At 62.4% G+C, this 20119-nt stretch carries 13 protein-coding genes; 8 read left to right on the top strand and 5 right to left on the bottom strand.

The window, feature by feature from the left end; all coding sequences use genetic code 11:
• The first annotated feature begins 135 nt into the window (after nt 1-135).
• The 4 genes from CKO25_RS05895 (at nt 136) to CKO25_RS05880 (ending at nt 8670) form a co-directional block, all read left to right on the top strand.
• On the top strand, nt 136-1596 hold the full coding sequence (locus tag CKO25_RS05895) for an NAD(P)/FAD-dependent oxidoreductase (protein WP_200386992.1): 1461 nt from the start codon (nt 136-138) through the stop codon (nt 1594-1596).
• Nucleotides 1597-1699: 103 nt separating this feature from the next.
• Nucleotides 1700-1861 carry a hypothetical protein gene (locus CKO25_RS05890; RefSeq protein WP_200386991.1) on the top strand — a complete coding sequence of 54 codons (162 nt, stop codon included), beginning with the start codon at nt 1700-1702 and terminating at the stop codon, nt 1859-1861.
• Between the two features lie 147 nt (nt 1862-2008).
• Entirely contained in the window at nt 2009-4459 is a 2451-nt protein-coding gene (locus tag CKO25_RS05885) for an ATP-binding protein (RefSeq protein ID WP_200386990.1), read from the top strand.
• Nucleotides 4456-8670, top strand: a complete 4215-nt coding sequence (locus tag CKO25_RS05880; protein ID WP_200386989.1) for a response regulator — start codon at nt 4456-4458, stop codon at nt 8668-8670. Before CKO25_RS05885 ends, CKO25_RS05880 begins: the two co-directional genes overlap by 4 nt.
• A gap of 32 nt (nt 8671-8702) precedes the next feature.
• Here the strand turns inward: CKO25_RS05880 and CKO25_RS05875 are convergent, their stop codons facing one another.
• The 5 genes from CKO25_RS05875 to nadB form a co-directional block, all read right to left on the bottom strand.
• On the bottom strand, nt 8703-10868 hold the full coding sequence (locus CKO25_RS05875; RefSeq protein ID WP_200386988.1) for a nitrite reductase: 2166 nt from the start codon (nt 10866-10868) through the stop codon (nt 8703-8705).
• On the bottom strand, nt 10865-11518 hold the full coding sequence (locus CKO25_RS05870; protein WP_200386987.1) for a cytochrome b/b6 domain-containing protein: 654 nt from the start codon (nt 11516-11518) through the stop codon (nt 10865-10867). Before CKO25_RS05870 ends, CKO25_RS05875 begins: the two co-directional genes overlap by 4 nt.
• Nucleotides 11515-12372, bottom strand: a complete 858-nt coding sequence (locus tag CKO25_RS05865) for a cytochrome c3 family protein (protein WP_242467445.1) — start codon at nt 12370-12372, stop codon at nt 11515-11517. Before CKO25_RS05865 ends, CKO25_RS05870 begins: the two co-directional genes overlap by 4 nt.
• 421 nt (nt 12373-12793) lie before the next feature.
• Complete coding sequence (ppsA, locus tag CKO25_RS05860) at nt 12794-15169, bottom strand: phosphoenolpyruvate synthase (protein ID WP_200386985.1); 2376 nt, start codon at nt 15167-15169, stop codon at nt 12794-12796.
• Nucleotides 15170-15437: 268 nt separating this feature from the next.
• A complete protein-coding gene (gene nadB / locus CKO25_RS05855; RefSeq protein ID WP_200386984.1) occupies nt 15438-17081 on the bottom strand; it encodes an L-aspartate oxidase in 1644 nt (547 codons plus the stop codon).
• 273 nt (nt 17082-17354) lie between these two features.
• Here nadB and rpoE point away from each other — a divergent pair, with 273 nt between their 5' ends.
• From rpoE to CKO25_RS05835, 4 genes are all read left to right on the top strand, one after another.
• The gene (gene rpoE, locus CKO25_RS05850; RefSeq protein WP_200386983.1) at nt 17355-17933 is read left to right on the top strand and encodes an RNA polymerase sigma factor RpoE; all 579 of its coding nucleotides are present in this window, start codon (nt 17355-17357) and stop codon (nt 17931-17933) included.
• A gap of 177 nt (nt 17934-18110) precedes the next feature.
• On the top strand, nt 18111-18689 hold the full coding sequence (locus tag CKO25_RS05845; protein WP_200386982.1) for a sigma-E factor negative regulatory protein: 579 nt from the start codon (nt 18111-18113) through the stop codon (nt 18687-18689).
• Nucleotides 18673-19638: a MucB/RseB C-terminal domain-containing protein gene (locus CKO25_RS05840; protein WP_242467444.1), complete on the top strand. Its 966-nt coding sequence runs from the start codon at nt 18673-18675 to the stop codon at nt 19636-19638. Before CKO25_RS05845 ends, CKO25_RS05840 begins: the two co-directional genes overlap by 17 nt.
• Nucleotides 19639-19653: 15 nt before the next feature.
• Nucleotides 19654-20118, top strand: a complete 465-nt coding sequence (locus tag CKO25_RS05835; RefSeq protein ID WP_200386980.1) for a SoxR reducing system RseC family protein — start codon at nt 19654-19656, stop codon at nt 20116-20118.
• Nucleotide 20119: the final 1 nt, after the last annotated feature.

The following is a 20119-nucleotide window of genomic DNA, read 5'->3' as shown; positions in this document are numbered from 1 at the left end:
TTCCCTGTTTCGGGCATGAGTTCCGCTCAAACCATTGATCCATGTCTTTGTCTCGGTCGGATGGCCTTGTTAGCGTGAGCATGTCAGCCCATGCGGGTCGGGCAATCCAAACCATCCCACTGGGAGAAGAAGCGAATGGCACGAATCCTTATCCTCGGCGCGGGTATCTCCGGCCATACCGTTGCGCGATATCTGGGCAAATGGCTGAAAGACTCACCGCATCGGATCACCGTGGTGTCACCGAATCCGAACTGGAATTGGATCCCCTCGAACATCTGGGTCGGGGTCGGCGAAATGACGGAGAAGCAGGTGACCTTTGCGTTGAAACCGATTTACAAGAAGCTCGGGGTCGAGTTTCGCCTGGCTCGGGCCTTGTCCATCCACCCCGACGGGGACGCCGAGCATGCCTCTCCCTATGTCACGATCGAGTACACGGAAGCAGGGCGCCAGGGTGAACACGAGATGGTCGAGTACGATTATCTCGTCAATGCCACGGGTCCGAAGCTGAATTTCGGTGCGACGCCTGGACTCGGACCGGATGGAGGCCACACGCTCTCGGTCTGCACGCCAGCGCATGCCCTGGAGGCGAATCAACACCTACAGGAGACGATCGCGGCCATGAAGGCCGGTGCGGCGAAGACCTTCGTGATCGGCACTGGACATGGCATGTGTACCTGCCAGGGCGCGGCGTTCGAGTACATCTATAACATCGATCATTCCTTGCGTAAGGCAGGGGTCCGCGACAAGGCGCGCCTGGTCTGGATCAGCAACGAATACGAGCTGGGCGACTTCGGAATGGGCGGGGTGCACATCAAGCGCGGTGGCTACATCACCAGTGGCAAGGTCTTTGCTGAGTCCATGATGGTCGAGCGCGGAATCGAGTGGATCACTCGTGCGCATGTCTCCAAGATCGAACCGGGCCTGATCCACTACGAGCTCTTGGACGGGACCACCGGGGAACTCGCATTCGACTTCGCGATGCTCATCCCGCCGTTCGCCGGGGTTCCACTGCAGGCCTTTGACAAGTCCAACGCCGACATCACGACCCAGTTGTTCGCACCTAATGGCTTCATGAAGGTGGATGCCGACTATGGCGTGAAACCCTATGAGGACTGGGCCCCCAGCGATTGGCCGCGCACCTATCAGACCCCTGACTACCCGAACATCTTTGCCGTCGGGATCGCCTTCGCGCCGCCGCACCTCATCAGTAAGCCGATGAAGAGCATCAATGGGACGCCGATTAACCCGACACCACCGCGGACCGGCATGCCCTCGGCCGCCATTGGTAAGGCGGTTGCTACCAGTATTCGCGATATGCTCGCCGGCGCGTCCGCACCCACTCAGACGGCCTCCCTCGCTGAGATCGGTGCCGCGTGCGTCGCCTCGACGGGGTCGGACATCTTCAAGGGGACGGCCGCGACCATGACGGTCTTTCCCGTGGTGCCCGATTACGACACCTATCCGGACTATGGCCGTGACATGAATCTAACGTTTGGGGAGATCGGATTGGCGGGGCATTGGATGAAGTACATCTTGCATCATGTCTTCATCTATCAGGCGAAGTTGCGCCCCGGCTGGTCCATTTTGCCGGATTGATCGGCGCGGCGTCGGTCCGGCGCTGCACGTCCTAACCCTGGTGTCGAGCTCTGGGGAACGAGATCCCCAGAGCTCGACCGACACGACCAAGAGAGCTTCCGCCATGGCTGCCAAGAATCGCGAGCCTTACCAACAAGCCTATTATCCGCCGGTCCCAACCCGCTTCACGCGCTACATGCGCACGTCGCTGGTCTGGCAAGCCATCCGTTTCGTGGTCATCAACTTGAAGATTCTCAAGCTGATGATGCGGGCGCATCGGTCCTAGTTCGGTCCCAGCATCGGCCCCGAGGCAAGCCTCGGGGGCGCCCATGCGCGGTGCGTGCGAAGCCTGACTTGGGATCGGCGATCAGTTAGGTTCGGATCGACATCACCCTGTCACCTTCCCTTGCGCATGGATTTGAAGTGGCCGCGGATGAATCTCAGACAACAGCTGTTGGCCTTCTTGATTGGTTTCTCCCTCCTCTTGCTGGGTGCGGCCCTGTGGTCGTATGTGTTGAGTGCGGAGCGTCTCGAACGCTATCACGAACAGTTGGCTCGGGAGGTCGGGCTGACGTTTTTCAAGCAACTCATCCTCACACGCCGTTGGAATGCCCTCCATCAGGGAGTCTATGTCCCGGTCACCGAGGCGCTGCAGCCAAACCCCTATCTCGATGATCCGCAGCGTGATGTGAAGACCCAATTCGGTCAATCGCTCACGCGGGTCAATCCTGCGTTCATGACACGATTGCTCTCGGAAATGGCCCAAACCGAGTCTGGGATGCAGTTCAAGATCACCAGTCTCGACCCGATCAACCCGCAAAATGCCCCTGATGACTGGGAGCAGCAGGCCCTGGAGCAGTTCGTCGTCGGGGGCAGGGAGCACGTGGGAGTGGTTGAGGAGGCAGATCGACCGGTCTTTCGCTTCATGGGGGCATTGGTCACCGAACAGCCCTGTCTCGCCTGTCACGCACAACATGGTGCCGTTCTGGGTGGGATTCGGGGTGGAATTCGTGTTTCCTTGCCGTATGAGCCCTTTCAGGATGCCTTGCAGGCGGCTCTCGTCCCCTTGCGGGTGGGCCACCTGAGCTTTCTGGCCCTGGTCCTGTTGATCTTGTGGGGAAGTGGCGGCCTCCTCTGGAGACAGGCGGGGAAACTGGAGCAACTCACCGCGCGCACGCGTCAATTGAATGAAGATTTAACGGAGACCGCGCGGGTCTTGGATGCCCAGAACCGCAATCTGGACCAAGCGATGGGGGAGGCACAGCAAGCCAACCGGGCCAAGAGTGCGTTCCTCGCGAACATGAGTCACGAGATTCGCACACCCATCAACGCCATCATGGGCCTGAGTGACCTGCTGCTGAGTCCGTCGTTACCCGCGCGTCAGCGTGATGGACTGACGAAGATCCGTGGGGCGTCGCGCACGCTCACGGCCATCATCAACGATATTCTGGATTATTCGAAGATCGAATCGGGCACATTGGAACTGGACCCGCATCCGTTTAGCCTCGATGACCTGATCGGCGACATGGGCGGATCGTTCCGCGCCGCCTGTGATGACAAGGGCCTCGAGTTCGTCGTCGAACGCGCCCCGAGTGTGCCCTCGATCCTGATCGGCGATCGGCTGCGGCTCGCGCAGATCCTGTCGAATCTCCTGAGTAACGCGATCAAATTCACCGAAGCGGGTCGCGTCACGCTCAGGGTCGAGGCGATCGAGCAGGACCGCACGCAGACGCGGTTGCGCTTCGTCGTGGAGGACACCGGGATCGGCCTGGATCCAGCACAACGCGGCAAGCTCTTCCACGCCTTCACTCAGGCCGATGTCTCGAACACGCGCAAATATGGAGGTACGGGTCTCGGGCTGGTGATCAGTCAATCCCTGTTGGAGCGCATGGCGTCGGAGCTGAGCGTCGAGTCGGTGCCCGGGCAGGGGAGTCGATTCATCTTCGAGGTCAGCTTCCCAATGGCCGAGGTCGACGCGGGGGAGGACGCCCGCATGAGTGCGCGTGGGCCGAGTGATGCGCGGGCACGTGCCCGCACGGCGTCTGGCGATCCAGGCTCGCGGTCGCGCCCACTGATTCCGTCCTTTGAAGGCTGTACGATCCTCTTGGTCGAGGACAATGCTCTCAATCGCGAGGTCGCGTTGGCGATGCTCGCGCGCACCGGGGCCCAGGTCAGGATCGCGCAGGACGGAGCCGAGGCCGTCGCCATGGCTGCGGACGAACGCTTCGATCTGGTGCTGATGGATCTGCAGATGCCCGTGATGGACGGCTTCGAGGCGACCCGCCTGATCCGTGCCCGCGATCCGACCCTACCTGTTGTGGCACTTTCGGCGGCGGCGATGGCGGACGATCGGGCGATGGCACGGGCGGCAGGGGTGGTGGACCACCTGGCGAAACCGATCGATAGTGCAACGCTCTATGCGGCCCTGAGCGCATGGTTGCCACCGGCAGCGGCTGCCGCTGCCGATCAGGATGAGGAGGTGAGGAAGCGGATGGTGACGGGGCGTCAGGACCAGACTCCGGCAGGGAGCTCGCCGGATGCCGCCGCAGGTCCTGAGTCCAAGCCGCCTGCCGCGGAGGCCCAACTGGCGGCGCGGCTGGTCGAGCAGTTGCGTTCCATCCAGGAACTGATCGCGCAGGGCAACATGCGGGCGACCGAAGCCCATGCCGAATTGCAGGCGGCGCTGGCGAGTCTGCCACGCGCGCCCGGCTCGTTGCACGCCTTGTCCGCTGCCATGCGGCGGCTTGATTTCGCCGGCGCGGGCGAGGCGATCGCCGTCCTGATCACCGAACTGTCCTCGCTCGCGGCGCGGCGCACTGAGCCACTGGGAGGCGAGAGCGGTCACACGGTCGCGGAGCAATCTGAACGAGAGTCCGTGACATGAAGCCTCCAAGATCCGATTTGCCCGATGCCAAGGATCCAGGTCAAGCGCTCGGTCCGGAGACGGCTCCAAACGCTGACGCGGAGCCGAGCGATGCGGGGCCGCGGCGCCTGAGCCAGGCCCGCGCGGCCCTGGCGCGCGGCCAACTCGACTGGGCCACGCGCCAACTCATCCAAGACCATGCACAAGTCGATCCCTTGGAGTTGATCGAGAATCTGCGGATCTATCAAGCCGAACTTGAGATCCAGAACGAAGAGCTGCGGACGGCTCAACTCGAGACCGAGCGAGCCGTCCAGCGGTACCTGCGGCTGTTCTCGGACATGCCGATTATTGGTTTCGTGATCGATCGCTTTGGCACCATCCAGGAATGCAATCAGATGGCGGCCGAGCGGTTTGGCTTGCGGGTTCGCTCGATGCGTCGTCAATTCCTCACGCGGATGGTCGACGCGGCGGATGCGGGTGTCTTGGACAACGCCCTGCGCCAGGCTTGCCAACAGGGCAAGGCCTTTGTTCCGGAGTTGCGTTTCTGGGATGGGCAGGGGGAACAGGTCTTTCACGGCGCCCTGGCCGCAGCGGCCTTGTCCAGCGAGGGCACTGCGTCCAACGACTGTAGCCTCGTGGTGATGATCATCGATCTGACCGAGCGGATCGCGATGAATGCCGCCCTCGCGCGCGAGCAGCAGCGCTCGGCGTTGGTGATCGAGTGCGCGAGAGTCGGTACCTGGGAGTGGAACGTCCAGACCGGCGCCGTGGTGTTCAACGAGCGCTGGGCACAGATGCTGGGCTATCAGCTCGACGAACTGGCCCCAGTCACGATCGACACCTGGCGTGAGCTCTGCCATCCGGATGACGTCGCGCGCGCGGACGATCTGCTCAGGCGTCACTTCGAGCGTGAATTGTCCGACTATGAAGTCGAAGTCCGAATGCGCCATCGTGAGGGCCATTGGGTCTGGGTGCTCGATCGTGGTCAGGTTGCCACCTGGATCGATGATGATCCACCCAAGCCCTTGTTGATGTTCGGTACCCATCTCGACATCAGTGCACGCAAATCAGTCGAGTGCTTATTGCAAGAGAAGAGCGAGGAACTCGATCGCTACTTCCAGTACAGTCGCGATCTGCTCTCGATCAGTGACTTGGACGGTCACTTCCTGCGTCTGAATCAGGAGTGGGAGCGCGTGCTCGGTGATCCGATCGCCGAGATCGTCGGGCGACCCTTCATGGATTTCGTCCATCCAGAGGATCGGGAGGCCACGCGCGAGACCGCGTACGAATTGATTGAGGGCCGCGAGGTCTGCGATTTTGTCAATCGCTATCGTTGCAAGGACGGCTCATTCCGCTGGATTGAGTGGAGCGCCCGGATCCACGACGGGAAAGTCTATGCGGTGGCGCGTGATATCTCGGCACGAAAAGATCAGGAATGCGCGCGTCAGCAACTGAACGAGGAGCTGAAACGGGCGACCGAGCGGGCCACGGTCCTGGCCACCCGGGCTGACAAGGCGAACCTCGCCAAAAGCCAGTTCCTCGCCAGTATGAGTCACGAGATCCGCACCCCGATGAACGGCGTGATCGGCATGATCGGGCTCTTGCTTGAGACTCCGCTCGACGCGGAGCAACGTCACTTCGCCGAAGGTGCGCTCGTCAGCGCCGAGTCACTGCTCACCTTGATCAATGACATCCTCGATCTCTCGAAGATCGAGGCTGGGAAGTTCGTGATCGAGGAACGCCCCTTCAATCTGGAGACCCTGCTGGTGGACCTCCACGCCATCCTGGAGAGCCGCGCCACGGCGAAGGGGCTGGCGCTCTCGTTCGACATCGCACCCGAGGTGCCCCGAGCCTTGATCGGCGATGTCGGGCGGATTCGTCAGATCCTGCTCAACTTAGCGGACAACGCGGTCAAGTTCACGAACACGGGGTTGGTCGAAATTCGGGTCGCAGGCATTCCCGATGCCCGTGTGGGGGACGGTGGCGAGGTGGACCGTCTCCAACTCCGCTTCAGTGTGCGCGATAGCGGGATCGGGATCGCGGCTGACCGCTTGGGGCTCTTGTTTCGCCCGTTCGCCCAATTGGAGGTATCCAATACTCGCCGCCCCGAGGGAACTGGGTTGGGGTTGGCGATTTCGCGTCAATTGGCGGAGCTCATGGGTGGTGAGACCGGGGTGGAGAGCGTCGATGGCCAAGGGTCAACCTTCTGGTTCACCGTCGTTCTGGGCCGTGCGTGCGCGGCGGATCCGAGCGTTCCGGAGGGGAGTCCTCGCGTGGTGCAGGGATCCACCCAGGACGACCAAGCCGCGGCGGTAGAGATTCCGGACCTGCGTGGACGAACGATCTTGGTGGTTGAGGACAAGCCACTGAATCAAGAAGTGGTGCGGCGTCTGCTCGAGAAGACCGGCACGCGGGTGAGTCTGGCCAGCAATGGCGCGGAGGGCGTGGCCCTGGTCGAAACCGGATCCTTCGATCTGGTCTTGATGGACTTGCAAATGCCGATCATGGATGGGATCGAGGCCACACGGCGCATCCGGGATCTCGATCCGGATCTGCCGGTGATCGCCCTCTCAGCCGCCGTCATGGAGGAGGATCAGCGCCAAGCCCGAGCCGCTGGGGTGAACGCCCATCTGGCGAAGCCGATCGATCGTGCCGTCTTCTATCATACCTTGAGCGAGTGGCTCCACCCTCCGGTGGTTGGCATCGAGCCGCGCGCGGAACCGATTGGATCCGGACCGGTCACGCTCAGCACCCTGCCCGCTGGAGTCGACGCTCCAAGACCCGTCCCAGCAGCACCCCTCGATGAGCCGCGGCCCAGCGTCGTTGCGAGCGATCAGGAGCGTGCAGCGATCTTCGACCCGCGGCAAGGTCTGAAGTACGCCATGGATGATGTCGGCTTTTATCGCGATCTGCTCGGACGCTTTCGTGATGACCTGGACCAAGACCTCGAGGGGATCGGGGCGCGATTGCGCTCGGTGGCGGATCGAGACACGACCCACCGGATTGTGCATACGCTCAAGGGCTCGGCCGGAACGGTCGGCGCGGTGCGGTTGGCCGAGATGGCCACGCGGGTCGAGCAAGCGATGAAGCAGGGACGTGAGATGACCCCGGAGCTGATCGGTTCCCTCACCGAGGCCATCGCGGCGACGCAGGCGGCATTGCCGGGGTTGCTCGCTCAGCTCTCACGCGCTCAGCGATCAGGGGATGCCGTTGTGGGGCCGCTCGAGGAGGCGCCCGCGCGTTCCCAGGCATTGGACGCGCGCATCACGGGGGAGGCGTTCGTGCAGCCGATTCAGCCGAAGATTCCGCTCTGGCCGCAGAGTCGACGCTCGAGCCTGATGATCGTGGACGATCAACCAAGCCAAATCGATGCGATGTATCGGATTTTTCGCGACGATTGTGAGGTGTTCATCGCCACCAGTGGCGCGCAAGCCTTGGATCTCTGTCATCAGAATCCGCCAGATCTGATCTTGCTCGATGTGATGATGCCGGAGATGGATGGACTGAGTGTCTGTCGCGCACTCAAGGAACGGCCTGAGACACGCGATGTTCCGGTGCTCTTCGTCACCGCGCAGACCGATGCGCTCGATCAGGCCTTGGCGTTGGAAGCCGGTGGGGTGGACTTCATCAGCAAGCCCGTGAACCCCGCCGTGGTCAGGGCGCGCGTTCGCACCCATCTGACACTCAAGGCGCAAGCTGACTTCTTGCGCGATATGGCCTATGTGGATGGTCTGACCGGAATCGCCAATCGGCGCGCATTCGATGAGCATCTCGCACGCGAATGGGACCGTGCGCAAGGTGACCAACGACCGCTGGCGGTCTTGTTATTCGATGTCGATCACTTCAAGCGTTACAACGATCACCACGGTCACCTCGAGGGGGATGCGGCGCTCAAGGCGATCGCGGCTACGCTTGCCTCGCTGGCGCGACGCGATCGCGAACTCGTTGCCCGTTATGGTGGCGAGGAGTTCGTCTGTCTCCTGCCTGAACTGGGTCTTGCGGCCGCGGCCGAACGGGGGGAGCAGATGCGCGCGGCGGTCGCCTCCTTGCGGATCCCGCATCTGGATTCGCCGACCGCCGATCATCTAACGGTAAGCGTTGGGGTCGCGGCGCTCGTGCCGGACGAGATGAATCAGCCCGCGCAGTTGCTGGATCAGGCCGATGCACGACTGTATGACGCCAAGCATGCCGGGCGCAATCGTGTGTACGCGGCCCCGGTGGCATTGCCCTAGCAGTCCGCCGTCGTGCGCGGCGGACACCCGGTTCAATTCGGCTGGAGATTCGTCACGATGTCGAGGTCTTCGAGTTCCGCCGCCCGCTCTTCGGAATAGCCGAGCGCCCGATAGTCCAGGATGCCATTCGGCGCGTGGCACTCGATACAGTCTCGTCCTTGGGGTTGGATGCCGTGGTTGACCATCAGGGAGCCCATCTGCCGCATCCAACGCGGTTCGACCCCACGCAGTTCACCCTCGACGAGCGGATAGTTGGTCTGCCAGCCGTCCGCGACCCCGAAATACGCCATGAATTCATCCATCATGTAGAGCTTGAAGGGGGTCTGGTACATCCGCTGGACGATTGGGTCCTGGATCGCCTGTTTGACCGACGCAGCCGCATCACCCGTTTCGTAATAGCTCTTGTAATCGAATGGCAGGATCATGGCGCCGAACGGACCCTGGTTGCCAAGATCCTCGTACATCATGGCGTTGAAGAGTTTGAAGGGATAGATCTTGCTCGTTCCCTCGTTCATGTGTTCGCGCAGATTCTCATCGATCATGGCACGCCGTTGCGCGAGTTGCTCGGGGGTCAATTGCGAGAGCGGGTCGGTGGCCGCGCGCACATAGGCGTCGACATCAATGTCTGGATAGGTCGCCTGCAGTTCGATGGCTTTGTCCCGCACCGCCGCGATGACCTCTGGGTCGTCGATCTTGGCCAGTTGCTGCATGAGCGGGTCGTACTCGTCCGAGCCATCGGGATGATTGCCTAGGGCGTTGGCGAGAAAGGTCCCGTTGCCGTTGAACCACATGAAGGTGAAGCCCTTGTTGACCTCACCCGAGCGATAGACATCGGTCGGTGTGAAGATGCCTTCCTCGGCATCCCAGGTTGGATGAACCCAGTCGCGCAACACGACGTTTTGGTCCTGGAGTTCGGTGATATGGCAGGTCTCGCAGGCCAGCCGATCGAGATGACCGTTGAGGAGCGCTCGATGTTCGGAACGATTGTGTGGCGCCATCGTATGGCACATGACGCAGGAGACCTCGACATCGGGTAGGTCGTTGGCGACCAGATCCACCCCCATGCGGCCACGTGGAATCTTGTGTCCCTCTGGAACATGACAATCGGTGCACTGCAGCCCGGCGGCGGCATGCACGTCGTCCTCGGGGCTGAAGGGGTTCCCACGCTTGGCACCCGAGTGGAGTAAACGGCGATGCCGGTCGCCGAGCGCTTGCGCGGCCTCATTATGGAGATAGGCGTCGCCGCCCATGTTGTGCTGATGGCAGTTGAGACAATTGCGGGTGGTGACGCGCCCGACGGTGAGTGCCGCGCGCAGACTCCGATCTTGGTTCCAGCGCAGACCGACCCGGTCTTGGATCACATAACGCTGGTTCATGTCGTATTCGCCCGAGTGACAGATGAGACAGTCGATCCCCTCTTTCGCGACGTCAGGCACGTCACCAATCGGCATCATCTTTTCGCTCGCGGGTTGGTAATTGCCGCCGATGTGGCATTGACCGCAACCCTCGCTGCGCAATTCGATCTCGCCATGGGCCGCTTCAGGGCGGCTCTCGATCAGCGCGGCCCAGCCGGTCCAGGAGAAACTGCCGGGGATGCCGCAGGCTCGGTTGATCTTCCCAACCGGGATCGGTCGGCTGCCTTCGGCGTTCACCAGGCGGCCGTCGTAGCCGACGGTCGAGAATCCACTACCGGTGTCGCTCTGGAGTTTGAAGTGGACCGAGTTGACGAGATCATCAAGCGTATCAACCCGTGAGAGGCGGCCGTCGTGATGCTGCACCTGAATCGTCGCATGGCACTGTAGGCAGGTCTTGGGTCCCTCGTACTGAAGGATGCCGGCCTCGCGGAAATATTTCAGATGGGTCGGTTCGTGCTCGCGGATGAAGGAGGGCGTATTCATGAGCATCTCGACCTTCACCAGACGTGCGAAGGCGTTGTCGGTCTCGCTGACGATCGCCTCGGCGGCCGTGCGGCGCGCCTCCTGTGACAATTCCTCGGCCAGGGCGTCAAACTGTGCAGGGGTCAGGGGCTGGCTGCTCTCATAGGTAAGCGGGGCGTTCGACTTGCCGATGTAGGCATCGAAGACGACCGGATAGACGAACTTGTAGAACGCCAGGAGAACGAACAGCAGGATCGCGACGGCGATGGCCAGTCGGCGGATCAGCCGGGAGTGGAGCAAGGCATGGGCTACAGCGTTCATGGCGTCTCACGCGGAGGCTGGGGCGAGTCGTGTCCAGGCGTGGTGTCGCGATGCCAACCCGTGATCATGGCGCGGAGATTCGCGAAGACCGTCTCGCCGGTCGTGATGATGTACAGATGAACAAGCAAAAAAAGAGCGAGCAGATAACTCACGACGACATGCGTCATGGCGACGATCCAGACGCTGCCGATACCGAATACAGTCTCGGGAAGATAGACCGAGTAGAGAAAGGCCCACCCGCTGATGATCAGCAGCGGCATCAGTGCGTACATGACGCTCAGATAGGTCAACTGTTGCAAGACGTTGAACTTCATCGTCTCGCTGACATGGAACGGGTGTGGTTCCCGGCGAAAGATCCCGATTAAATAGTAGTGGGTCTGGGCCACCAACTGCGTGATCAGACCTCGGAAGTGCAATCGATAGTGGTGTCCATTGGACGTGCGTGCATTGGCCACGATGAAGCCAATCCAGCCGATCGTGAGCAGGATGCCCGTCGTGTTGTGGATCACGCGCGCCGTGGCGAATGGGATCAGCCAGTCAGGGCCCGCGAAGTGCATGCTCACGCCCGAGGCGATTAGCAGCACGAACAGGACCGCGTTGGCCCAGTGCCAGAGGCGCAGCCAAGCCGGGTAGAGATAGTGGGCTGTCATGATGACCTCTTGTGTTCCCGATGGACCAAGTAACGACCCACCCCATGCGCTGTCAGCATCAGGACGACCAGGACGAGAATGGCCAGGCTCAGGCGATCGAGTAGCGGACTCCGGCTCATCCCAACGACATAGGACTCGTTGTAGATGGCTTTGGCGATCAAGCCCGTGCGCGCGATGTCTTCCTCGGAGCGGAAGTGGTAGAGCCGAGCAAGCAGACGTGCGTCGGCTGAGTGACAGCCGACGCAGTCGCGCGGACTGTCCTCCGCCGCGAGGATGCGATGATTGGCATGGTCGTCAGCGGGAGTGTGGCAATCCACGCAACGCACCGCATCCCAATGCGCGGCGCGGTTTGGGAGCCAGTCATGGCTTGCGCTCGCCGCTGAGATGAGTTGCGTGTGACACGATAGGCAGACCTGATTGTGCTCCTGCACGATCCAGGTGAGAGGGTCGCCGATCTGCGTGGTGCGGAAGCGATGCGGATGGTGACAGGACTGGCAACTGAAACCCTCCGCGTTCGGAGCCTCGGAGCGGGCGTGGACGCTGTGGGCGAACTCCGTCTCGATGTGATCCCAGGCGAAGCGCGGATCAGCATCATCGCGGTGGCAGCCGAGGCAATCGAAGTCGCGCGGCGCGGCGCGGCGCGGGTGAGGGTAGCGGGTATAGCTGCGGTGATGGCACTCAACGCATGAGAGCTCGGCATGCGCTGAATGAGCCAGTGCGTTGCGATCGATTGAGAGATCCACGATCTCGCCGTCCGTTGGGCTGCGGTAGGCGAGCGTGGGCATGGCATGGCAACGCAGGCAGTTGTGCTGCTCGGCGGCGATGCGCTCCAGTTCAGGGTCAGTCGTCGCCATCGCCGCGGCGCTCGGTGCTGACGTCGTGGTCGCGCCCGTGGTCCATGGGATACCGACGAGGAGGCCCAACACACACCAGAACAACAACCGAACTCCACGCGACGACGGCATGGTCGCGACCGGCTTTGGGAATGGTCTCAATTCAACTGTCAGTGCGGTTGTACGCGTGCCCTTCGAGGTCATAGTGTGTCCAGCTGTCAATTCTAGCTGTGTCGCCTGAGGGACTCCGTCGACGGCGCAAACAGCAACGGTCTCTTTGATAACGGGGGAGGCCAAAAGGTCCCGCGAGAAGGAACCCAACTCCAGGCATGGCCCTGGGCACGGATTCGCGGGCGATCCCGGTGGATGCGTGTCGACGCGGTTCGGATCACGCCGCGCGCGGCGTGATCCGAACCGGCAGGGGAGGCTGTGAACCGAAGCGCTAGAGCGTTTTGGCTTGCTCGGCGAGGTAGATCCAGGTATCGATCACGGTGTCGGGGTTGAGCGAGATGCTCGTGATCCCCTCCTTCAGCAGCCAATCGGCGAAGTCCTTGTGGTCGGACGGACCTTGGCCACAAATGCCAACGTATTTGCCTTGGTTGCGGCAGGCGGCGATCGCCATGGAGAGCATCTTCTTCACCGCCGGGTCGCGCTCGTCGAAGTATTCGGCCACCAAGCTTGAGTCGCGGTCGAGACCGAGTGTGAGTTGGGTCATGTCGTTCGAGCCGATCGAGAAGCCGTCGAAATACTCAAGGAACTCCTCGGCCAACACGGCGTTGGATGGCAACTCGCACATCATGATCAGCCGCAGACCATTTTTCCCGCGTTCGAGGCCCTGTGCGGCGAGGGCCTCGACGACGGCCTTGGCTTGGCCGAGGGTGCGCACGAAGGGGATCATGATCTCGATGTTGGTCAGTCCCATCTCGTCGCGCACCCGCTTCAGTGCCTCGCATTCCATCTCGAAGCAGTCGACGAAGCTCGGTGCGACATAGCGGCCGGCACCGCGGAAGCCGATCATGGGATTTTCTTCCTCGGGCTCGTAGCGCGTTCCGCCGATCAGGTTGGCGTACTCATTGGACTTGAAGTCCGACATGCGCACGATGACCGTATTGGGCGTGAAGGCGGCGGCGAGGGTCGCGATGCCCTCGGCGAGCTTGGCGACATAGAACTCGCGCGGGCTGGTATAGGCAGCGATCCGTGGCGCGATCTGGGCTTTGAGATCCGCGGGAAGCTGGTCGAATTCGAGCAATGCCTTGGGGTGGATGCCGATCATGTTATTGATGATGAATTCCAACCGGGCGAGACCGATCCCGGCATTTGGCGTGGCGGCGAAGGCAAAGGCACGATCCGGGTTGCCGACGTTCATCATGATCTTGATCGGGATCTCGGGCATTGCCGAGAGTTCGACCGTTTTGTAGTCGAAGGCGAGCTGTCCATCGTAGATCAGACCGGTGTCGCCTTCGGCACAACTCACGGTGACCGGCTGGCCGTCCGTGACCACCTCGGTGGCGTCATTACAGCCCACCACGGCGGGCACGCCGAGTTCGCGCGCGATGATCGCGGCATGGCAGGTGCGACCTCCACGGTTGGTTACGATCGCCGCCGCGCGCTTCATCACCGGCTCCCAGTCCGGGTCGGTCATATCCGTGATGAGCACGTCGCCCGGCTGCACACGGTTCATATCGGCGATACTCGAGACGATCTTCGCGGTGCCGGCGCCGATGCGGCTGCCGATGCTGCGACCGGTCGTCAGCACGGGTCCCCGCTCGCGTAGCACATAGCGCTCGATCACGTTGCCCGAGCGGCTCTGCACCGTCTCGGGTCGCGCCTGCACGATGTAGAGCTGACCGTCGTTGCCGTCCTTTGCCCACTCGATGTCCATGGGGCGACCATAATGCTGTTCGATCAGCACCGCCTGGCGGGCGAGTTGTTCGACCTCCTCGTCGGTGATACTGAAACACTGCCGGAGTGCCTCCGGGACGTCCTCGGTGCGCACCGGACTCGCCCCGCCCGTCTCGTCGTAGACCATGCGAATCGCCTTGTCGCCGACACTGCGGCGCAGGATCGCGGGCCGATCGGCGGCGAGCGTGGACTTGTGCACATAGAACTCGTCGGGGTTCACCGCGCCCTGGACTACCATCTCTCCGAGGCCGTAACTGGCCGTGATGAAGACGGCATCACGAAAGCCTGACTCGGTGTCGAGGGTGAACATGACGCCCGAGGCGGCGAGGTCACTGCGCACCATCCGCTGGATGCCAGCCGAGAGCGCGACATGGCGATGCTCGAAGCCCTGATGCACGCGATAGGCGATGGCACGATCGTTGAACAGCGAGGCGAAGACCTCCTTCACGCGGTGCTTGATGTGATCGAGGCCCTTGACGTTCAGGAAGGTCTCCTGTTGCCCAGCGAACGAGGCATCAGGCAGATCCTCGGCGGTCGCGGAGGAGCGCACGGCCCAGGAGACCGCGTCACTGCCGGCCTCGGCGGTGAGGCGGGCGAAGGCGGCATCGATCGCCGCTTCGAGCGCGGCGGGGAAGGGCTGCTCCATGACCCAGCCGCGGATGCGCGGGCCTGCTTCGGCGAGCGCCGTCACGTCGTCGACGTCCAGTTCATCCAAGACCGCTTGGATGCGTTCATCCAGACCGTCCTTCGCGAGGAACTCGCGATAGGCATCCGCCGTGGTTGCGAAGCCGCCCGGGACGCGGACGCCGAGGTCCGTGAGGTTCTGGATCATCTCGCCGAGCGATGCGTTCTTACCGCCGACGACGGGGACATCCTCCATTCCGAGCTCGCTCAGCCAGCGGACATAGTCGGTCATAGTGCTAGATACTCCGATCGATGGATCTCTGTTGGTCGCGGCGAGAGGTCGCACGGCGCAGGGTGAGTGATGGCAGCCGTGCTGCCGCATCGCATATCAAACGATAGAATTTCTAAATATATCCCACGGATCACGAGGCGTCTTGCGCGTGCATCAATGCTCAGGATTGTCGACGCCGATGCCCCCCGGTCGCGGCCGCCCGGTCCGGGAGCGCCTGGCGGCGTCGATGCTGAGGTGCCGGGCGATTGCTCTCGGTTCGCCACCTTGTTCAAGCCCCGGGGCGAGGCCGGTAGCTGTCTGGGATCAGGATGGTCGGTGCGCATTGACTCGGGTCCTTGTCTGGAAAATCGAGCGTATAGTGAAGGCCGCGGCTCTCACGCCGACGCAATGCCGATTGGATGATGAGGTCGGCGACTTCGAGCAGGTTGCGCAATTCGATCAGGTCGTTGCTGACCCTGACACGGCTGTAGTATTCGATCACCTCCTGTTGTAGCAGATCGGCGCGGCGCTTGGCGCGGCGCAGACGTTTATTGGTGCGGACGATTCCCACGTAATCCCACATGAAGCGGCGCAATTCATCCCAGTTGTGGGTGACCACGACCTCCTCGTCCGGTTCGGTGACGCGGCTCTCGTCCCAGGGTTGCACGTCCGGGGGCGGTGGTGTTGTGCGGGCCTCGCGCGCGATGTCCAGCGCCGCCAGTTCGGAATAGACCAGGCATTCCAGCAGGGAGTTGCTCGCCATCCGATTGGCTCCGTGCAGGCCGGTGTAGGCCGTCTCTCCGCTCGCGTAGAGACCTGGGAGGTCGGTGCGTGCATGCCCATCGACCATGACGCCGCCGCAGGTATAGTGAGCAGCTGGCACGACCGGGATGGGATCGCGCGTGATGTCGATGCCGAGCTCGAGGCAGCGGCGGTGGATGGTGGGGAAGTGTGCGATGACGAAGTCCGCCGGGCGATGTGAGATGTCTAAATAGACGCAGGTGGTCCCGAGCCGTTTCATCTCGTGGTCGATGGCACGGGCCACGATGTCGCGCGGTGCCAGCTCGGCCCGTGGATCGAAGCGCGGCATGAAGCGTTCACCGTCGGGCAGCAGGAGTCGAGCTCCCTCGCCCCGCAGGGCCTCGGTGATGAGAAAGGAGCGGGCCTGCGGGTGATAGAGGCAGGTTGGATGGAATTGCATGAACTCCATGTTCGCGACGCGGCACCCTGAGCGCCAAGCCATCGCGATGCCATCACCGGTCGAGACGTCGGGATTACTGGTATAAAGATAGACCTTGTTGGCGCCGCCCGTGGCCAAGACCACGAAACGGGCGAGGTAAACGGCCACCTGACCCGTGCGCAGATCCAGGATGTAGGCGCCCAGACAGCGGTGATCGCGTCGCGCGTCGCGCGTCTTGTCGGTACTATGCTTTGAGGTGATGAGGTCGACAGCGATGTGTTGCTCGTGCAGGGTCACGTTTGCTTTGCCGCGGACCTGTGACTCGAGCGTGGTGGCAACGGCCTGTCCGGTGGCGTCCGCGGCGTGGATCACGCGCCGGTGGGTGTGTCCGCCCTCGCGGGTGAGATGGTAGCCGCCCGTGGTCGCGCTGGCGGCATCGCGCGTGAACTCAACCCCTTGGTCGAGCAGCCAGCGGATATTGTCCGGGCCACGTTCGACGATCTGCTGGACCACGCCCCGATCACAGAGCCCGGCGCCTGCTGCGAGAGTATCCTGAACGTGCGACTCGATCGAGTCGGTGGCGTCGAGGACCGCCGAGATGCCGCCCTGGGCGTAGAGTGTGCTGCCCTCGGTGAGTTCGCGCTTGGAGACGACCGCGACGGACAGGGCCTCGGGCAGGCGTAACGCGAGACTGAGACCAGCCGCGCCACTGCCGAGAATCAGGACATCATATTGGTCATCTGTTGCGGACATGATCGGGCGCTCGCATCTGTGGAGAAGGCCTGTTCGATGGCATGCGATCGATGACAGGGTTAGGCTGAGCGATCCCGGTTTCGCCATCGCGCGTGTCGAGATGAAGCCATCCGGATCGTTTCACCGTAAACTCACCGATTTCATGGCCGGGATCAAGGTTTGTTGCTTTATTTGTGGTGTCTCGGCCGCACCTGAAAGGGCTCACGAACTTCCGAATCGGGGAATTGTCCATGCCAACGGAAACGCTGATCGGCGGCGCCGAGGCTCGCGTCCATGTCTGAACGTACAGCCGATCAGGAACTTGTCGCGCGGGCGCAGAAAGGCGACAAGCGTGCATTCGACCTCCTCGTGATCAAGTATCAGCAAAAGGTGGCTAATCTCATCTCGCGCTACATTCGTGATCCGAGCGAAGTCATGGATGTCAGTCAGGATGCGTTTCTCAAGGCCTATCGCGCCTTGCCAGGATTTCGCGGCGAGAGCGCCTTTTACACCTGGCTGTATCGCATTGCGGTCAATACAGTCAAGAACCATCTCGTCGCGCAGGGCCGCCGCCCGCCTGGAGACGATGTGGAAGCCGAGATCGCCGAGCAAATGGACATGGGCACGCGGCTGCGCGAGGCCGGAACCCCCGAGCGGCATGCGCTGACCGATGAGATTGCCCAGACGGTGCAGGGTGCGCTCGATGACCTCCCAGACGACCTGCGCACCGCGATCGTATTGCGCGAACTCGAAGGCATGAGCTACGAGGAGATTGCAACGGCCATGGAGTGTCCAATCGGCACGGTACGCTCACGGATTTTTCGCGCGCGTGAGGCGATCGATAAACGCTTACGACCCTTGCTCGAACCTTGAGGGGGATCGGCCGTCAAAAAGCCGAGAGCAGGTCGGGTTCAGAGCGGGCCCATCCGAGAGCGAGGTCGGCTCAGACGGGGGCCTGACCAACGCGCGGGAGACCATCCCGCGATCGTGCACCCCGCAGTGGGCCGCTACGATCGTCATTCGACTTCACTTCAGTGCGGACATGCAGCAATGAGCGACGGGCTACGTCAACATCTCTCCGAGTTCCAGGATGGCGAACTCAATTCCGCCGACGCGACCCGCGTCGTCGATGCACTCGAGCAGCGCCAGGAATGGCGCGCGGCTTGGGAGCGCTATCATTTGATCGGTCTGGCGATTCGGGGCGAGCCCGTTGTCGACGCGCACCGCGAAATCGCGGTGCGTGTGCGCGAGCGGGTCCGGGACGAGCCCACGCAGCTGGCCCCCGGTGCCTCACGCACCCTACGTGCCCTGAATCCGGGCCAGCGCGTACCCGTCAGGCCCGTGGCGGGGATCGCGCTGGCCGCTGCCGCAGCCGTCTTCGCGGTTTTCGTCGTGCCCACGCTCTTCAGCAGTTCGTCGACCTTGCCGCCGGTTGCCAACCCAACCGCGAGCTTAACGGCTCAGCACCTCATCGGCATGCCGCCACACCAACGCTGGGATCTGGACCGCCCGGAGTTGAGCGATAAACTCGACTTCTTCCTCGTCAACCACCAGGAGGCAGCCCCGTCGACGGGGGCGAAGGGCTTACTACCATATGCGAATTTCGTCGGCTATGAAGTGCGTCGCTAGCTGGCGCCAGACCGCTGCGCAAGTGGTCCTGATTGGATTGTTATCAGGCGCCGCGGGCGTCGCGGCCGATCCGGTGACCGCGTATGCGAGCGACTTGCTCGAACGGATGTCCGAGGCACTGCGTACGCTCAACTACGAGGGGGTTCTGGTCTACTCGCACGACAACCAGCTCGAGTCGCTGCACTTGGTGCATCGGATCGAGGCGGGCCAGGTTCGTGAACGCTTAATGGCTTTGAACGGCCCCATGCGGGCGGTGACCCGCGAACAGGATCAGGTGCAATGCGAGTTGCCCGACGGGAAGCCGCTCTCGGTCAAGCGTCCGACCGCGGCCACCGGGCTGCTCAATACCGATGGCATCTCACCCGCGCTCATCCTCGACCATTATCGCATCGAGTTGCAGGGGGTCGCGCGGGTCGCCGGTCGCGAGGCTGAGGTCGTTGGGATCATTCCACGCGATCGGTTGCGTTATGGGTATCGCTTCTTCATCGACCGCGAGTGGTTTCTCCCACTGAAGTCCGATCTCATCGATCAGGATGGCCAGTCACTCGAACAGTTGATGTTCACCTCGATCGTGGTCGATCCTGCCGCGCAGGCCATCCCCATTCCCGAAGAGGACGGACTGCGCGGGGCCCCAGCCACCGAGACCCAAGGACGGTGGCGTTTCGAAGACCGTCCCACGGGCTTCCAGCTTGTTCGACAAAGCATCATGGATCACCCGTCCGGTGAGCCTGTCGAGCACTTTCTCTTCACCGATCGGTTGTCGGCCTACTCGATCTACATCGAGCCCGATACGCGTGATGGCTTGACGGGCTTGACGCACATCGGTGCGGTGCACGCCGCCGGGCGCCAAGTCGACGGCTACCAAGTGACGGCGGTCGGTGAGGTGCCGTCGGCGACCGTCGAGTCGGCTGTGTCCGGGGTGCGACTCGTGCGAGCGGCATCGGATTGACGCAATGAGTTCAAGATGATCGAGGAGCAGGGCATCATCATTGCGCTCGACGGGGAGTTCGCCGAAGTGCGAACGCAACGCCGCTCGGCCTGCGGCGGCTGTGTCGCGAACGGCGCTTGCGGTACCTCCTTGATCGAGCGCCTGTTCGGACGCCGCGTGACCCAACTCAGGGCGCTGAATGAGGTGCGAGCAGGGGTCGGCGAACGGGTCTTGGTCGGCATTTCGGAAGCAGGTCTGCTCTCCGCGGCATTGGCCGTCTACCTCGTCCCGATCCTCGGACTCGTGCTGGGTGCTCTGGTGGGGACCTGGATGAACGGACTGCTGCTGAACCGTTCCCTGGATGGTTCAATGGCCGACCTGCCAAGCGTGATCGGTGGACTCATCGGTTTCCTTCTAGCATTACTCTGGCTGCGCGGCTACAGTGCGGGGTCGAGCAAGCGCCCGGAGCACCAGGTCGTCATTCTCCAGCGCCTCCACTAAG

Origin of the sequence: Thiocapsa imhoffii (assembly GCF_016583985.1) — a bacterium.
In the GTDB taxonomy this organism is placed as follows: domain Bacteria; phylum Pseudomonadota; class Gammaproteobacteria; order Chromatiales; family Chromatiaceae; genus Thiocapsa; species Thiocapsa imhoffii.
Note: the sequence above shows the minus strand (reverse complement) of the source record. Positions and strands in the feature narration are given on the sequence as shown.

What these genes read in the sequence shown, in the direction of transcription:
- CKO25_RS05880 (WP_200386989.1), top strand. Translation starts at nt 4,456, where the DNA reads ATGAAGCCTCCAAGATCCGATTTGCCCGATGCCAAGGATCCAGGTCAA.
- CKO25_RS05875 (WP_200386988.1), bottom strand. Translation starts at nt 10,868, where the DNA reads ATGAACGCTGTAGCCCATGCCTTGCTCCACTCCCGGCTGATCCGCCGA.
- CKO25_RS05885 (WP_200386990.1), top strand. Translation starts at nt 2,009, where the DNA reads ATGAATCTCAGACAACAGCTGTTGGCCTTCTTGATTGGTTTCTCCCTC.
- rpoE (WP_200386983.1), top strand. Translation starts at nt 17,355, where the DNA reads ATGTCTGAACGTACAGCCGATCAGGAACTTGTCGCGCGGGCGCAGAAA.
- CKO25_RS05890 (WP_200386991.1), top strand. Translation starts at nt 1,700, where the DNA reads ATGGCTGCCAAGAATCGCGAGCCTTACCAACAAGCCTATTATCCGCCG.
- CKO25_RS05895 (WP_200386992.1), top strand. Translation starts at nt 136, where the DNA reads ATGGCACGAATCCTTATCCTCGGCGCGGGTATCTCCGGCCATACCGTT.
- CKO25_RS05870 (WP_200386987.1), bottom strand. Translation starts at nt 11,518, where the DNA reads ATGACAGCCCACTATCTCTACCCGGCTTGGCTGCGCCTCTGGCACTGG.
- CKO25_RS05840 (WP_242467444.1), top strand. Translation starts at nt 18,673, where the DNA reads ATGAAGTGCGTCGCTAGCTGGCGCCAGACCGCTGCGCAAGTGGTCCTG.
- CKO25_RS05865 (WP_242467445.1), bottom strand. Translation starts at nt 12,372, where the DNA reads ATGGCGACGACTGACCCTGAACTGGAGCGCATCGCCGCCGAGCAGCAC.
- nadB (WP_200386984.1), bottom strand. Translation starts at nt 17,081, where the DNA reads ATGTCCGCAACAGATGACCAATATGATGTCCTGATTCTCGGCAGTGGC.
- ppsA (WP_200386985.1), bottom strand. Translation starts at nt 15,169, where the DNA reads ATGACCGACTATGTCCGCTGGCTGAGCGAGCTCGGAATGGAGGATGTC.
- CKO25_RS05845 (WP_200386982.1), top strand. Translation starts at nt 18,111, where the DNA reads ATGAGCGACGGGCTACGTCAACATCTCTCCGAGTTCCAGGATGGCGAA.
- CKO25_RS05835 (WP_200386980.1), top strand. Translation starts at nt 19,654, where the DNA reads ATGATCGAGGAGCAGGGCATCATCATTGCGCTCGACGGGGAGTTCGCC.